This window comes from Acinetobacter pittii ATCC 19004 = CIP 70.29 (genome assembly GCF_000369045.1).
In the GTDB taxonomy this organism is placed as follows: Bacteria; Pseudomonadota; Gammaproteobacteria; order Pseudomonadales; family Moraxellaceae; genus Acinetobacter; species Acinetobacter pittii.
This window is the reverse complement of sequence record NZ_KB849797.1, coordinates 601,659-617,112: the sequence shown is the minus strand read 5'-3', so window position 1 is coordinate 617,112 and position 15,454 is coordinate 601,659. Positions and strand designations below refer to the sequence as shown.

The 15,454-nt window shown below is 36.8% G+C and carries 14 protein-coding genes; 13 read left to right on the top strand and 1 reads right to left on the bottom strand.

Going from position 1 to position 15,454, the window contains the following annotated elements; genetic code table 11:
* Positions 1-10: 10 nt before the first annotated feature.
* Genes rfbB through pgi form a run of 12 tightly spaced genes read left to right on the top strand, consistent with a single transcriptional unit; the run spans position 11 to position 11,799 of the window.
* Positions 11-1,078: a dTDP-glucose 4,6-dehydratase gene (rfbB, locus tag F928_RS21525; RefSeq protein ID WP_005079630.1), complete on the top strand. Its 1,068-nt coding sequence runs from the start codon at positions 11-13 to the stop codon at positions 1,076-1,078.
* A 2-nt stretch (positions 1,079-1,080) separates the two neighbouring features.
* Complete coding sequence (rfbD, locus tag F928_RS21520; RefSeq protein WP_005079627.1) at positions 1,081-1,974, top strand: dTDP-4-dehydrorhamnose reductase; 894 nt, start codon at positions 1,081-1,083, stop codon at positions 1,972-1,974.
* Complete coding sequence (gene rfbA / locus F928_RS21515; protein ID WP_005079624.1) at positions 1,971-2,861, top strand: glucose-1-phosphate thymidylyltransferase RfbA; 891 nt, start codon at positions 1,971-1,973, stop codon at positions 2,859-2,861. Before rfbD ends, rfbA begins: the two co-directional genes overlap by 4 nt.
* A complete protein-coding gene (gene rfbC / locus F928_RS21510) occupies positions 2,851-3,402 on the top strand; it encodes a dTDP-4-dehydrorhamnose 3,5-epimerase (protein WP_005079622.1) in 552 nt (183 codons plus the stop codon). The genes rfbA and rfbC overlap by 11 nt, the downstream gene beginning before the upstream one ends.
* Before the next feature lie 3 nt (positions 3,403-3,405).
* On the top strand, positions 3,406-4,509 hold the full coding sequence (locus F928_RS21505) for a glycosyltransferase (RefSeq protein ID WP_005079620.1): 1,104 nt from the start codon (positions 3,406-3,408) through the stop codon (positions 4,507-4,509).
* A gap of 2 nt (positions 4,510-4,511) precedes the next feature.
* The gene (locus tag F928_RS21500; RefSeq protein ID WP_005079617.1) at positions 4,512-5,591 is read left to right on the top strand and encodes an EpsG family protein; all 1,080 of its coding nucleotides are present in this window, start codon (positions 4,512-4,514) and stop codon (positions 5,589-5,591) included.
* The gene (locus F928_RS21495; RefSeq protein ID WP_005079615.1) at positions 5,588-6,487 is read left to right on the top strand and encodes a glycosyltransferase family 2 protein; all 900 of its coding nucleotides are present in this window, start codon (positions 5,588-5,590) and stop codon (positions 6,485-6,487) included. Before F928_RS21500 ends, F928_RS21495 begins: the two co-directional genes overlap by 4 nt.
* Entirely contained in the window at positions 6,487-7,302 is an 816-nt protein-coding gene (locus F928_RS21490; protein WP_005079614.1) for a glycosyltransferase, read from the top strand. Before F928_RS21495 ends, F928_RS21490 begins: the two co-directional genes overlap by 1 nt.
* Before the next feature lie 36 nt (positions 7,303-7,338).
* The gene (locus tag F928_RS21485) at positions 7,339-7,941 is read left to right on the top strand and encodes a sugar transferase (RefSeq protein WP_002120766.1); all 603 of its coding nucleotides are present in this window, start codon (positions 7,339-7,341) and stop codon (positions 7,939-7,941) included.
* 29 nt (positions 7,942-7,970) lie between these two features.
* Entirely contained in the window at positions 7,971-8,846 is an 876-nt protein-coding gene (gene galU, locus F928_RS21480) for a UTP--glucose-1-phosphate uridylyltransferase GalU (RefSeq protein ID WP_005079612.1), read from the top strand.
* 17 nt (positions 8,847-8,863) lie between these two features.
* On the top strand, positions 8,864-10,126 hold the full coding sequence (locus tag F928_RS21475) for a nucleotide sugar dehydrogenase (RefSeq protein ID WP_002120822.1): 1,263 nt from the start codon (positions 8,864-8,866) through the stop codon (positions 10,124-10,126).
* Positions 10,123-11,799, top strand: coding sequence for a glucose-6-phosphate isomerase (gene pgi / locus F928_RS21470; RefSeq protein WP_002120828.1), 1,677 nt, complete (start codon positions 10,123-10,125; stop codon positions 11,797-11,799). The genes F928_RS21475 and pgi overlap by 4 nt, the downstream gene beginning before the upstream one ends.
* 241 nt (positions 11,800-12,040) lie before the next feature.
* Here pgi and manB read toward each other — a convergent pair whose 3' ends face one another.
* On the bottom strand, positions 12,041-13,411 hold the full coding sequence (gene manB / locus F928_RS21465) for a phosphohexomutase domain-containing protein (RefSeq protein WP_005079609.1): 1,371 nt from the start codon (positions 13,409-13,411) through the stop codon (positions 12,041-12,043).
* Between the two features lie 373 nt (positions 13,412-13,784).
* On the opposite strand from manB, the gene lldP reads away from it, so the two are divergent.
* Positions 13,785-15,452: an L-lactate permease gene (lldP, locus tag F928_RS21460; protein ID WP_171057732.1), complete on the top strand. Its 1,668-nt coding sequence runs from the start codon at positions 13,785-13,787 to the stop codon at positions 15,450-15,452.
* The last annotated feature ends 2 nt before the right edge of the window (positions 15,453-15,454 follow it).

The following is a 15,454-nucleotide window of genomic DNA, read 5'->3' as shown; positions in this document are numbered from 1 at the left end:
AGGTAGTTGTATGAAAATTTTAATTACTGGTGGCGCTGGTTTTATTGGTTCAGCGGTTGTTCGTCATATTATCCAAAATACAGAAAATGAAGTATTAAATGTTGATAAACTGACTTATGCAGGAAATTTAGAATCTTTAATTTCTGTGGCAGATAATCCACGTTATCAGTTTTCTCAAACAGACATTTGTGATCGAGCTGCTTTAGATAAGCTATTTGAGACATTCCAACCAGATGCAGTTATGCATCTTGCGGCAGAGTCACATGTAGACCGTTCTATTACCGGTCCTTATGCGTTTATTGAAACCAATGTGATTGGTACTTATCAAATGTTAGAAGCTAGCCGTGCTTATTGGTTAGGTCTAAGCGATGAAAAGAAAGCAGCTTTCCGTTTTCACCATATTTCAACCGATGAAGTTTATGGTGACCTAGAAGGCACAACGGATTTATTTACCGAAACTACATCGTATTCACCAAGCTCACCATATTCAGCAAGTAAAGCAAGTTCAGACCATTTGGTACGTGCATGGAATCGTACTTATGGTTTACCTGTATTAGTGACTAACTGCTCAAATAATTATGGCCCATTTCATTTTCCGGAAAAGCTTATTCCACTAATGATCTTAAATGCGTTACAAGCAAAACCATTACCAGTTTATGGCAATGGTCAGCAAATTCGTGACTGGTTATTTGTAGAAGACCATGCGCGTGCGCTTTATACGGTAGTGACTCAAGGTGTGGTAGGTGAAACATACAACATTGGTGGGCATAACGAAAAAGCTAACCTTGATGTTGTATATGCAATTTGTGATCTGCTTGAAGAACTTGCACCAAATAAACCGGAAGGTGTAGCACAGTATAAAGATCTGATTACGTACGTGAAAGACCGTCCAGGCCATGACGTGCGTTATGCAATTGATGCAACCAAAATCAAAGAAGAACTCAACTGGGTACCGGAAGAGTCATTTGAAACTGGTTTACGTAAAACTGTTGAATGGTATTTAAATAACAAAGAGTGGGTTGAGCACGTACAAAGTGGTGAATATCAGTCTTGGTTAAACAAGCAATATCAAGGATAGCTATGAAAATCTTATTGCTTGGTAAAAATGGACAAGTGGGGTGGGAGTTGCAACGTGCGCTTGCACCTTTAGGGGATATCATTGCTTTAGACCGCCATGGTTTAAACGGCTTGTCTGGTGATATGACCCAACCACAGGCGATTTATGACACGATTTTGGCAGTACAACCGGATGTTGTGGTCAATGCTTCTGCTTATACAGCTGTCGATTTGGCGGAAACTGAGCAAGAACAAGCTGATATCGTCAATCATCAAACTGTAAAAGCTGCAGCTGAAGCCTGTTTGAAAACGAATGCTTTATTGGTGCATTACTCAACAGACTATGTTTTTGAAGGTATGGGAACAACAGCCTTTGTTGAAACTGATGTAATTGCGCCATTAAATATTTATGGGAAAACCAAAGCTTTGGGTGAGCAAGCGATTGTTGATAGTGGCTGTCGCTATTTAATATTCAGAACTTCGTGGGTATATGCTTCAAGAGCGAAAAATTTTTTGAAAACCATGTTAAGCCTAGCTCAACAACGCGAAGAATTGTCAATTATCGATGATCAGATTGGTGCACCAACTTCAGCTGAATTGATTGCAGACATCACCGCGCAGGCTATTCCACAAACTGTGGCAGACGCAAACAAAGTTGGTATTTATCACTTGGTGGCAAGTGGTGAGACTTCTTGGTTTGGCTACGCAAACTATGCATTTACACAAGCACGTACTTTGGGGCAAGAGTTGGCGATACAAAAGGTTAACCCGATCCCAACAAGTGCTTACCCAACGCCTGCAACACGACCACACAATTCACGATTAGATAATCAGAAAATACAACGCACTTTTGGATTGACTCTACCAGTCTGGCAAGAAGGTGTTAAACGCGCATTAATGGAGCTTTTAAACAAATGAGCTTAAAACGTAAAGGTATTATTTTAGCGGGCGGTTCAGGTACACGCTTGCACCCAATTACTAAAGGTGTTTCAAAACAGCTTTTGCCGATTTATGATAAACCAATGATTTACTATCCGCTTTCAGTACTTATGCTCGCGGGTATTCGTGAAGTATTGATTATTTCAACTCCGGAAGACTTACCAAACTTTGAAAAACTTTTGGGTGATGGTTCGCAATTTGGTATTGAACTCAGCTATAAAGTGCAACCTTCTCCAGATGGTTTGGCCCAAGCTTTCTTAATTGGTGAAGAGTTTATTGGGCAAGACAATGTTTGCTTGATCTTGGGAGATAATATTTACCATGGTCAGCACTTCAGTCATCAATTAGAGGCTGCTTCTGCACGTGAATATGGAGCAACGGTATTTGGTTATCATGTGACAGATCCCGAGCGTTTTGGTGTTGTTGAATTTGATAAGACTGGTAAAGTGCTAAGTATTGAAGAAAAGCCAACCCAACCAAAATCGCCTTATGCAGTAACAGGTTTATATTTCTATGATAACCGTGTCGTTGAGTTTGCAAAACAGGTGAAACCATCTGCACGTGGTGAGCTGGAAATTACAGATATTAATAACGCTTACTTACAAGATGGTTCACTGAATGTTGAATTACTTGGCCGTGGTTTTGCATGGTTAGATACAGGCACACATGAATCTTTGCTTGAAGCGGGTCATTTCATTTATACCATTGAAAAGCGTCAGTCTTTTAAAGTGGCATGTCTGGAAGAAATTGGCTTCCACCAAGGCTGGATTAGTAAAGAACAGCTTTTAGATAGTGCGGAAGCATTGAAAAAAACTGAATATGGCCAATATTTGAAAAAAGTTTGGGAAGAATCAAATGAAGGTTGAAACGACTAAAATTGAAGGGCTTTTGATTCTTCATCCAAGTGTTTTTGGTGATGACCGTGGTTGGTTTATGGAAAGTTTTAATCAACAACGCTTTGCTCAAGCGCTTGAAGATTTAAATTTACCGGTTCCAACTTTTGTGCAAGATAACCATTCATTGTCACAAAAAGGTGTGTTGCGTGGTTTACACTATCAAAACGCACCTTATGCACAAGGAAAACTGGTACGTGTTGTACAGGGTCGCGTTTGGGATGTGGCTGTAGATATTCGCCCAGACTCAAAAACCTATGGTGAATGGGTTGGGGTAGAACTCAGTGCAGAGAACAAAACTATGTTTTGGATTCCTGAAGGATTTGCCCATGGTTTTATCTCTTTAGAAGATAATACACAGTTCTTGTATAAAACCACAAACTACTACAACAAAGAAAGTGAAGGGGCCATTATTTGGAATGACCCGACACTTGCAATTGAATGGCCTTTAACGGAAGTTGATGAAGTGTTGGTGAGTGATAAAGATCAGGTTGCAAAGGAATTTAAGAAATAAACAATGAAGAAGGTCTTCTTTTTAACCAATGCGGTAGATTTAGCTAATTCAAGTGATGGATTGGCTAAAAAGATACATGCACAAACTAAAGCCTTTCAAGACTGTGGGTATGCAACAGAACTAGCGGGTTGTTCAGGAGACTTTTATAAAATTGGAGAGCACCAGTTTTCAATTCAAGAATCTGGTGTTTTTAAGAAAACTGATGAAATATTAAAAAAAGTTGAGAAATATATTCTTGAACAAGAGAGTTATGAGATCCTCTATATACGGAAGTTCTATTTTACTCCGAAATTTTTATCCTTTTTAAAAAATATTCGACAAAAATTCAAATCTATTTTATTAGAGTTGCCAACTTATCCATATTATGGTGAATTACAAACGACCAAAGCAAAAATTGGATTTTGGATAGAGTATTTTTTAGTCATTAGAAAACTATATAAATATATTGATAAAGTTATAACCTTTTCAAGTGATAAGAAAATATATGGTATTGATTGTATAAAAATATCCAATGGTATTGATGCTTCAGAGCAAATATATTTTGAAGAACCAAGTAGAGATATAATTCATTTTATTAGTGTATCTTCTATCAGCTTTTGGCATGGAATAGATCGGTTTATTTTGGCATTAAAAGACTATCCTGAAAATAATGTGCATTTTCATGTGGTTGGTGGTGAAAATGATATAACAGTTTCACTAAAAAAAATGGTTGATGAATATCATTTAAAAGATAAAGTAACTTTTCATGGTCATAAAAATGGTAATGCACTTAAAGACATATATGCAATGAGCCATATTGGAGTGGGAAGTCTAGGGCGTCATAGAAGTAATATCTACTATCTAAATTCACTAAAAAATAGAGAATATATAGCAAAAGGCCTACCTATTGTTTATTCAGAAATTGATGATGGATTAGAAAATCTTTCCTATATTTACAAAGCTACTCCAAATGAGGAGCCTATTGTTATTAGTGATATTGTTTCATGGTTTAAAAGTATGGAATTTTCCAGAGAAGATGTTGTTAGATTTTCAGATATTTTCTTATGGAAGAATCAAATTGATGTCATTTTGAAAAATATCTATATTTCTTTTAAGGAAGAGGGATAGTAATGCTTTTAATGTCCTTTTTAGTTTATGGATATAATTTTCTATTTTCTATTTTTAGTTTAAGTTTTCGAGGAAAACTTAGTGTATATTTTATATATTTCCCACTTTTTTTGATTTTATCTTGGTATGGTGCTGAAAATATCAAAGAATTGAGTGTGGATTATGATAATTATATACAATGGTTTGATTATATTTATTATGGTGCGGGTGTAAGTCTGCTTAATGATAAAGACCCAGGCTTTCAGTTGTTTTTAAAGTTTATTCAATCATTGCTTGGGAATGATTATTTTTATATTTACTTTATTTTTATATTTTTATCTCTTTTTCTTAAGTTGAATCTTGCTGTAGATATTCTAAAGAAGAATTTAATCCCTTTATTTTTGATTTTATGTTTTAGTAGATATTATATTCTCCATGATTTAAATCAATTTCGAGCATCTATAGCAATTGTTTTTATAACATACTTTTCTTTGAAGTTGCTTAAGAAGGATATAGGGTTGTTGCTGTATTTGATATTAAGTGCAATAGCTATTTCTGTGCATTCTTCAGTTTTTTTCATTTTTCTAATTTTTTTTGTGAATTATTATTTTTCATTTTTGAAGAGTAAGTATTTAGCTATAGGGTTAGTAGTAGCTGGAGTAGCTCTTTACCCATTTAGTCAAAAAATATTACAAAATTTAGGGGCGGTAATATCTAGTGACTTTAGATACGGTGCTTATGTCGGTTCTTCAGGAGGATACGAAGAGGCTAGTATTAGTATTTTTTCCTTCTTTGTACTTGTTAAAATTTTAATATTGGTGATTAATTTTTTGATTTGGGATTATTTAGATGATTTATATAGAAAAATGGTAACGTTGTCATCTATTGGTCTATTTTTAATTTTGTTTTTTTCTAATGTTGCTGTTATAGGATGGCGGTTTTCAGAGTTATTTGCATATTTTGATTTGTTGTGTTTGCTATCTCCATTAATTTTTTTGAAATTGAAAATGGATGAAAGAGTTTTATATATTATGGCATTATTGGTCTTATCTATTCTAATGCTTTATAGTGGCTTAATGGTTGTACAGAGAAATTTAGTATGAATAGTGCAATAATAGTTTTATTTAATCCTGATCTGACACATCTTAATAACTTTATAGGCCAGCTAAGTGGGCAAATCGACAAAATTATTTTAGTTGATAATACTCCATACTCTTTAAAGCAATATGGTAACGATGAGTTTTCTGAAGAAAATATTATCTATATTGATTTAAAAGATAACTTAGGTATTGCCACTGCACATAATGCAGGTATTAAAAAAGCAATAGAAATTGATTCTGAATATGTCATTATATTTGATCAGGATTCATCTGTAACAGAAGGCTTTGTCAACTCTTTAGTTAGTGTCGATAAAATATTACGGAGCGAAGGAAAAAAAATTGCAGCAGTTGGCCCCTCTTATATCGATATTAAAACTAATACGATGGCCCCAGTAATTCAGTTTAATGGTTTGAAGGTTAATAGAATAATTCCTAAAGAAGAGGAATTATATACTTCAGCAGATTACATTATCTCGTCCGGTACACTCATCCATGTTGATGCTTTTAAAACAGTTGGATTGATGATGGAAGAGTTATTTATTGATTATGTTGATTTGGAATGGGGGTTGCGTGCCAAGAAAATGGGGTATCACTGCTTTGTGGCGAATCATGTTGTTATGAAACATTCGATTGGTGATCGTTCAATAAAAGTTCCTTTTTCAAATAAACACGTTAATATTCATTCTGATTTTAGAAAGTATTTTATTATTAGAAATGCATTTTTCTTGATTCTATATTCAAATTTACAGGCAAATTGGCGTATTGTGCAAATACCTAAAACCTTTATGTACTTTGGTTTTTTATGTTTATTTGTGTCACCAAGATTAAATAATGTGAAGATATTCTTTCAGGCATTCAGAGATGCAGTAACAAAAAAAATGGGTAAAGGAAGTATGTAATGGTAGATAACATGCCTAAGACCATTGCTTCGATCGTTTTATATAAACATAGCTATGCTGAGTTAAAAGCAACACTCGACAGTTTATTTGCCACTCCAAGCATTGAAAAAGTTATTTTGGTAGATAATCATTCAAGTAACTGGGCTGCAACATTTCAACATCCTAAAGTTGTTTATGAAAAATCAGAGGGTAACTTTGGTTTTGGTTATGGGCATAATGTCGCCATTCGTAAATATGCGCCAAAAAGCGATTATTTTCTCATTTGTAACCCTGATATTTACTTTGATGCTGAGCAATTTGCCCAATTGCTAGACTTTGCTCAAAGCCGACCTGAAGGTTTGTTTTTACCAAAAATTGTCTATGATACTGGTGAAGACCAACATGGTGCGCGGTTAATACCAACTCCCTTGAACCTGTTTGCCCGTCGTTTTTCCCCATCTTTTGCCAAAAAGCTTGATCAACAATATTTGTTAAAAGATTATTCACTTAATCAGCCATATTTTGTGCCTTATCTTTCAGGTTGTTTTATGTTATTTGATGCGGCGAAACTTTTAGCAATTAATGGTTTTGATGAACGTTTTTTTATGTATATGGAAGATGTGGATTTATCTCGTCGTTGTGCAGACCAATTTGGTGCTGTGTACTATCCATTAGTACAAGTAGTGCATGTTCACGAACAAGCATCATATAAAAACAAACAATTACTTAAAGCACACTTAAAAAGCGCGATACAATACTTCAATAAATGGGGATGGATTTATGATATGGGGCGTAGTAGGCTTAACGCAAAATGTTTAAATCAATTTTCTAAATAATGAAGCATTTAAAATGAAATTTGTAGGTATATTCAGATGTTAAAAAGGCTTGTAGATATCATTATTGCCCTATCTGCCTTAATTCTTCTAATGCCTGTTTTTTTGATTGTAATTTATAAAGTTAGGAAAAACTTAGGTTCCCCTGTCTTTTTCTTACAAGAACGTCCGGGCAAAGATGGTAAATTATTTAAAATGATTAAATTTCGCTCTATGAAGGATGCGGTTGATCAAGAAGGTAATATTTTACCAGATGAAGAGCGGATTACCCCTTTTGGGCAAAAGTTACGTTCTACTACACTCGATGAAATGCCTCAGCTGATTAATGTGCTTAAAGGCGATATGAGCATTGTAGGACCACGTCCCCAGTTGCCAGATTTTTTGGAATATTACACACCAGAGCAGATGCGTCGTCATGAAGTTCGACCAGGTATGACTGGTCTAGCACAGGTAAGTGGACGTAATAATTTGAGTTGGGAAGAAAAGTTCGATCTAGATGTGCAGTATGTGAATACACAAAATCTTTGGCTCGATTTTAAAATTATGTTTAAAACAGCAGAAGTCATGCTGAAAAAAGAAGGAATTAACGCACCGGATCAAGCAGTGGGCGCAAGTCGTTTCACTGGTTCCCGAGATAATTAAGTTTTTAAATAATAGTTGGTAACAGTTCAATGATTAAAAAAGCAGTTTTGCCAGTTGCGGGTTTAGGTACCCGTTTTTTACCAGCGAGTAAATCGATTCCCAAAGAAATGGTTACAGTTGTTGACCGCCCTGCCATTGAGTATGTGGTACGTGAGGCAGTTGAAGCAGGTATAAAGCAAATTATTTTTGTGACTCATTCTGCGAAGGTTGCTATTGAAGATTATTTTGACCATGACTTTGAATTGGAAACAACATTAGAACAAAAACAAAAATATGATTTGCTTAAAGAAATTACTGATATTTTACCTAAAGATGTCAGTATTGTGAGTGTACGTCAACCAAAGCCTTTAGGCTTAGGGCATGCGGTACTCTGTGCTAAGAGTATAGTAGGTGATAATGATTTTGCTGTACTTTTACCTGATGTGTTGGTTAAAAATAAATCTGAAAAAAATGATTTGGCTCGTATGATAGAGCGTTACGAAACAGTACATGCTGCCCAAATTATGGTTGAAGCTGTGCCAGAACATTTGGTTGATCAGTATGGTATCGTCGATGTGTCACATTCACCTGCTGCTGGTGAAAGTATCGTCATGCAAGGCATTGTAGAAAAGCCTGCTATAGGCACCGCACCGTCAAATTTATCAGTAGTTGGACGCTATATTTTACCCGCAAAAATTATGCAACTTTTAGAACAAACCCCTAAAGGTGCTGGCAATGAAATTCAATTGACTGATGCGATTGCTTTATTACAGCAAACAGACCATGTAGAAGCTTATTGTATGCAAGGTCAAACTTTTGACTGTGGTAGTAAGTTAGGCTATTTAAAGGCTGTGTTGCACTATGGGGTTGAACACCCGCAATTAGGACAAGCATTTAAAACGATGATTGCTGAGTTAGAACAATAAGAGATTGTAGGTATAAAATGAAAATTGCGGTTTTTGGTGCAACTTTACATGCCGGAGTAATGGCAGCATTGTTGGCTGAGTATGGTAATCAGGTATTTTGGTGTACCAGCCCTGCCTGTGAGGAACAAGCTTGTATCTTGACGTTTCAAGATAAAGAAGTAAATTCCTATTTAGATAAACAACGCCAAGCTGGTTTTTTAGAAGAATGTTCTTTTTCAGCAATTCCGTTAGACGCTGAAGTTTATTTATTCTGTTATAGTCCAACGCAATTGCAGCTTGCTTTAAATACAGTAGAAAAACTTAGCCAGCGTCCAATTATTCATCCTCGTTTAATGATTAATGGTTCAACTTTTGGCTTACAAGGAACCCAAAAACTTAAACAGTATTTACCAAAAGATGAGTGGGTGTATTTTCCTGATGTAATCCAGGAAGGCAATGCTATCAATAGTGTCCTTAATGTAAAACATGTAATCGTTGGCGCAGAAACTGAATATGCATGCGATATTATGCGCGAATTATTACGACCGTTTTTCCGTTTTAGTTATCAATATCTTTTTATGCCAATACTAGACGCGGAGTTTACCAAGCTGAGCATTTCGGGCATGTTGGCAACGCGCGTCAGTTATATGAATGACTTGGCTGTAGTTGCGGAAAAATTGGGTATTGATATTGCCAATGTTAAACATGGTATTGCAGCAGATACACGTATTGGTGCAGCGTATTTATCCGCTGGTGCGGGGTTTGGTGGCGAAAACTTTTCTCATGATATTCTGACTTTATCGAGTACTGTATCAAAAACTGGGATAAAAAGTCGATTGTTAGAACAGGTTTGGGAAATTAATGAGCAACAAAAAGAAATTTTATTCCGTAAATTATGGAATTATTATCATTGTGATTTAAATGGAAAAACCGTTGCAATTTGGGGGGCGGCCTTTAAGGAAAATACCTCCAGTACACATAATTCGCCAATTCATGTCTTGTTAACGGCATTGTGGGCGCAGGGGGTAAGAGTGCGTTTACATGACCCACTAGCGTTAAATGAAATTGAAAAAAAATATGGCAAACGTGATGATTTAATATTATGCGCTGATCAATATGATGCAGTTAATGGCGCTCATGCGCTTTGTTTGGTGACGGCATGGAAGCAATATTGGGGGCCAGATTTTAAACGGTTACAACAAAACATGAAACATCCACTCATTTTGGATGGGCGTAATATTTATGACCCTGCATATGTCAAGGCCCGAGGTTTTGCATATGAAGGAGTAGGTCGTTTATGAGTAAAAATATAGAGCAATTCCCAAAAGAAAAGCTGCCAAGCTCAATGCTTATGTCACAGTTAAAGTCATTAGGGAAACAGTATGAACATCTTCACTTAAATGAGTTGTTTGCTGCGGAGCCAGAACGTTTTCAGAAGTATTCCGTTCATTTTGATCAACTTCTTTTTGATTATAGTAAACATCGCGTAAATCAAACTGTTTTAGATCAGTTGGTGACTTTGGCTAATGCCAAGCAATTAAAACCATGGATTGAACGTTTATTTTCACAAGAAAAAGTAAACTGTACAGAGCAACGTGCAGCGATGCATTGGGCATTACGTTTACCAGAGGGACATGCACAGTTTCCTGAACTGACCAAACAAGTTCATTTACAGCTTGAACGAATGTATGCATTGGTTGAAAAAATCCATGCTGGACAATATCGTGGTGCAACTGGTGAAGTTATTCAGGATGTAGTAAATATTGGAGTAGGTGGGTCCGACTTGGGGCCACTTATGGTAACTCATGCATTGTCTGACTTTAAAGTGCAAACAGAAAAGCCTTTAAATGTACATTTTGTTTCAACAATGGATGGTAGTCAGCTTTCTGAAAAGCTACATAGACTACGCCCAGAAACAACATTATTTATTATTTCCTCTAAGTCATTTGGTACGATTGACACGTTATCAAATGCACATACAGCTCGTCAGTGGTTAGAAAAAGCATTAGGGGAATGTACTCGTGTATTGAAGAGTCATTTTATTGGAGTATCGACCAAAGCTAATAAAATGACCGAATGGGGAATTGCTCCTGAAAACCAGTTATTGCTGTGGGACTGGGTAGGAGGGCGTTACTCACTATGGTCTTGTATTGGGTTACCAATTGCTTTATTGATCGGTGTAGATGGTTTTAAACAGCTTTTAGCTGGTGCTCACGCTGTTGATGAACATTTCCAACAAGCACCATTTGAGCGGAATATACCAGTTCTAATGGCATTATTGGGGATCTGGAATAATAATTTCTTAAATATGCAAACTCATGCAGTTTTACCTTACGATGGCCGTTTGAAATATTTTGCTGCTTATTTGCAGCAGCTTGAAATGGAGTCTAACGGTAAATCAGTACAACGTGATGGTCAAAAAGTTGAATTAGATACATGTCCTATTGTTTGGGGTGAAGTTGGTCCAAATGCACAGCACGCATTTTACCAGTTATTACACCAAGGATCATTCTCGGTAACTTGTGATTTTATTGCTCCAATCCACCGATATAATGCAGACCATTTTACCTATGCTGATAGTGCTGAAGCATTGGTTGAGCAGCATCATTTAGCTTTATCCAACTGTTTGGCTCAGTCGAGATTACTTGCATTTGGTAATCAGGCGCTGAATACTGCTGAGTTAGAAACTTTGCCAATTTACAAACAGTATGAAGGTAATCAGCCAAGCTCAACATTGTTACTTCAAGAGCTTAACCCTTATAGCTTAGGTATGCTCATTGCTCTGTATGAACATAAAGTATTTGTTCAGTCAGTGATATGGAACATTAACCCATTCGATCAATGGGGAGTTGAAAAAGGGAAGCAAATTGCTGATCAGCTTTTACCAATTTTAAATCGTAAGCAAAGTGATTTATCAGCATTTGATGCCTCGACACGTGGTTTGTTGAAAATTTTGTTAGGGAAAAGCGAATAAATAATAAAGATGAATATTGGGTTATTATAATAAATGATATATCAATATTTTAACCTATTTAAAAAGGCTTCTCGATATGACGAGAAGCCTTTTTCGTGGCTGTACTGTGATTGATCAAAAATAGTATAAGCACCTGAATCATGATGTATTGGATGGCACTAATCTTACTTATGGGATGTTTTAGAAGTGATAAAAAATAGGAGGACTATAGTGTCCTCCTATTCTATTTGTATGACTTAAACTAAGACTGAATCAACCTAGTCAACTCATCTACATAACGCTGCATTGGCTGAGCTTGACGGTCTGCACGACTTTCAATATTGAGACGTAATAATGGTTCAGTATTTGAAGCACGGACGTTAAAACGCCATGCGCCAAAGTCGAGGCTTACACCATCGGTACGGTCAATTTGTGGATTTTGATCGGCATAAAAATCAAAAATCTTTTGAATAGTGATCTGTGTATCAGCTACTTTAAAGTTGATTTCACCACTGCAAGGGAACTTGGTAATCATGTTTTCAACTAAGGTTGAAAGTGATTGTCCTGTTTCAGAAAGTAGGGCAATAGTGAGTAACCAAGGAATCATACCGCTGTCGCAGTAAGCAAAGTCACGGAAATAGTGATGGGCACTCATTTCGCCGCCATATACCGCATTGTGTTCACGCATCACATCTTTAATGAACGCATGACCAGATTTTGACTGTACAGCGACACCTTTGTATTCATCTACGATATCAAATGTGTTCCACACTAAACGCGGGTCATGCACAATTTTCTCGCCTGATTGCTTAATCAAGAAAGCTTGAGCCAATAGACCAACAATATAGTAGCCTTCAATGAACTGACCTTTTTCATCAAATAAGAAGCAGCGGTCAAAGTCGCCGTCCCAGGCAATTCCCATATCTGCTTTATGCTCAATTACAGCATTACGGGTACTGTCACGGTTTTCAATTAAAATTGGGTTAGGAATGCCATTTGGGAAAGTACCATCTGCTTCATGGTGAATTTTAATAAATTCAATAGGTACGTTAAGCTTTTTAAATTTTTCTTCAATGGCATCAATGACGTGACCAGCTGCACCATTACCAGCATTAACCACCAACTTAAGTGGGCGGATTTTTGCTGGTTCAATATAGGTCATTAGGTGATCAACGAACTCAGGCAAAATGTTATAGCTTTGCGTTGTACCTTTTTGGCTAGCTTCTTCAAAGTTATTAGTTTCTGCTAAAGCCTGAATTTCTTTTAAACCGGTATCAGCACTAATTGGACGAGCATTTTCTCGTACTAATTTCATGCCATTATAGTCCATTGGATTATGGCTAGCAGTAACTTCGATACCACCTTGTACATCTAAATGGAAAGCGGCGAAGTAAACTTCTTCAGTACCTGTCATGCCCAAATCAAGAACATTGACACCCGCGTCATTTAACCCGCGGATGGTCGCTTGTTTTAAAGCCTCACTGCTTAGACGAATATCACAACCTACAACCACAGTCTTTGGTTTATAGATTTGTCCGTAAGCGCGGCCAATTTTATAGGCGATTTCTTCATTCAATTCGGTGCCGAGTTTGCCTCGGATATCATAAGCTTTAAAACACGTTAAAGTAGTCATTATTCAATTCAATACATGTGGTTTGAGTTGTGTGCACATTATACATAGATCATGAAACAGGTATGTTTATAGTTTTTATATTCAAATTTTCCACTTCATTTCTGTAGTTCATATCTAAATTTATAAGAAAGATTTTTACGACTTTAGTCTAATAAATAAATTTATAAATTAGAAATTGCTTGATTTTACTTAGTACTATTGGTCTTACCAATTGTGGTCGTTATTTAATTATTGATCTTGCTAATATCTGCATTTATGATGTCTCCTGTGGTTTAAGGAATAACATTTGCACTTAATTTTTAATTGGTCATACCAATTGTGTTGAATGTTTAAGAATTTAAGGTACAAAAATTCGCCCCGGCATTTCAAGGAGATGACAATGCTCAATATGTGGCAACAACTTTATGACCCTTTAAATAATATTTGGCTGTCCAGTGCGGTTGCATTAATCCCGATTATTTTCTTCTTTTTGGCATTGGCTGTTTTTCGTTTAAAAGGCAGTATCGCGGGTACGGGCACAGTCATTATTGCATTATTGATTGCGCTCTTTTTCTATCAAATGCCGGGGCAAATGGCCTTTGCGTCAATCATTTACGGTTTCTTCTACGGTCTATGGCCAATTTCATGGATCATTATCGGTGCAGTTTTTCTATACAAAATTTCGGTAAAAACAGGTCAGTTTGAGATTATTCGCTCAAGCATTTTGTCGATTACCGAAGACCAACGTCTGCAGATGCTATTGGTTGGTTTTGCATTTGGTACTTTCCTTGAAGGGGCGGCTGGCTTTGGTGCTCCTGTAGCAATTACTGCTGCGCTGCTTGTCGGTTTAGGGTTTAAACCACTTTATGCTGCTGGTTTATGTTTAATTGTAAATACGGCGCCAGTGGCATTTGGTGCAATGGGTATTCCAATTATTGTGGCGGGGCAGGTTTCTGGTGTAGACACTATGGAAATTAGCCAAATGGTGGGTCGTCAGTTGCCATTTTTAACGCTGATTGTGCTGTTCTGGATTATGGCGATTATGGATGGCTGGCGTGGTGTTAAAGAAACTTGGCCTGCGGTTTTAGTCGGTGGTGGCGCTTTTGCGATTGCCCAGTATCTTACATCTAACTTCATTGGTCCTGAGTTACCAGACATTACCGCTGCAATTGCATCATTGGTGAGCTTAACTTTACTGTTCCGTGTTTGGAAACCAAAACATATTTTCCGTTTTGAACCTGAAGCGGGTCAGACTTTGACTCAGCAACCTACCACGGTTCAACGTTCTAGCATTGGCAAAATTGTGAAGGCATGGTCTCCATTTGCAATCTTAACCGTGATGGTGACGATCTGGAGTGTTAAGCCATTTAAAGCATTATTTGCAAAAGATGGTGCTCTTGAACATTGGATTTTTAAACTTGAAGTACCGTATTTGCATAAATTGGTCGAAAAAATGCCGCCAATTGTGGCAGAGATGAAACCATATGAAGCGATTTATAAGTTTGACTGGTTCTCTGCAACAGGTACTGCAATTTTTATTGCCGCAATCATCACTGCTATTTTCTTAAAAATGAAAGCAAGTGAGGCAGTTACAACCTTTGGTGAAACACTCAATGAGTTAAAAACACCGATTTATTCAATTGGTATGGTTTTGGCTTTTGCTTTTATTGCGAACTATTCAGGTTTATCTGCAACTTTGGCTTTGGCTCTATCGCATACGGGTCATGCGTTTACTTTCTTCTCGCCATTTTTGGGTTGGCTAGGTGTGTTCCTTACGGGTTCAGATACCTCTTCAAATGCTTTGTTCTCGGCATTACAGGCAACTACAGCACAGCAAATTGGTATTCCAGAAGTATTGCTTGTAGCTGCAAATACCAGCGGTGGTGTAACGGGTAAGATGATTTCTCCACAGTCGATTGCTATCGCTTGTGCAGCGGTAGGCTTAGTTGGAAAAGAGTCTGACTTGTTCCGTTTCACTGTAAAACATAGCATCATATTCACTGTCTTTGTTGGCATCATTATTACGGTTCAGGCTTATCTGGTGCCGTGGATGATTCCATAACT

Coding starts and splice junctions, on each gene's coding strand:
- rfbA (WP_005079624.1), top strand. CDS start 1,971: ATGAGCTTAAAACGTAAAGGTATTATTTTAGCGGGCGGTTCAGGTACA.
- manB (WP_005079609.1), bottom strand. CDS start 13,411: ATGACTACTTTAACGTGTTTTAAAGCTTATGATATCCGAGGCAAACTC.
- F928_RS21495 (WP_005079615.1), top strand. CDS start 5,588: ATGAATAGTGCAATAATAGTTTTATTTAATCCTGATCTGACACATCTT.
- rfbB (WP_005079630.1), top strand. CDS start 11: ATGAAAATTTTAATTACTGGTGGCGCTGGTTTTATTGGTTCAGCGGTT.
- pgi (WP_002120828.1), top strand. CDS start 10,123: ATGAGTAAAAATATAGAGCAATTCCCAAAAGAAAAGCTGCCAAGCTCA.
- lldP (WP_171057732.1), top strand. CDS start 13,785: ATGACAATGCTCAATATGTGGCAACAACTTTATGACCCTTTAAATAAT.
- galU (WP_005079612.1), top strand. CDS start 7,971: ATGATTAAAAAAGCAGTTTTGCCAGTTGCGGGTTTAGGTACCCGTTTT.
- F928_RS21485 (WP_002120766.1), top strand. CDS start 7,339: ATGTTAAAAAGGCTTGTAGATATCATTATTGCCCTATCTGCCTTAATT.
- F928_RS21475 (WP_002120822.1), top strand. CDS start 8,864: ATGAAAATTGCGGTTTTTGGTGCAACTTTACATGCCGGAGTAATGGCA.
- rfbC (WP_005079622.1), top strand. CDS start 2,851: ATGAAGGTTGAAACGACTAAAATTGAAGGGCTTTTGATTCTTCATCCA.
- F928_RS21500 (WP_005079617.1), top strand. CDS start 4,512: ATGCTTTTAATGTCCTTTTTAGTTTATGGATATAATTTTCTATTTTCT.
- F928_RS21490 (WP_005079614.1), top strand. CDS start 6,487: ATGGTAGATAACATGCCTAAGACCATTGCTTCGATCGTTTTATATAAA.
- rfbD (WP_005079627.1), top strand. CDS start 1,081: ATGAAAATCTTATTGCTTGGTAAAAATGGACAAGTGGGGTGGGAGTTG.
- F928_RS21505 (WP_005079620.1), top strand. CDS start 3,406: ATGAAGAAGGTCTTCTTTTTAACCAATGCGGTAGATTTAGCTAATTCA.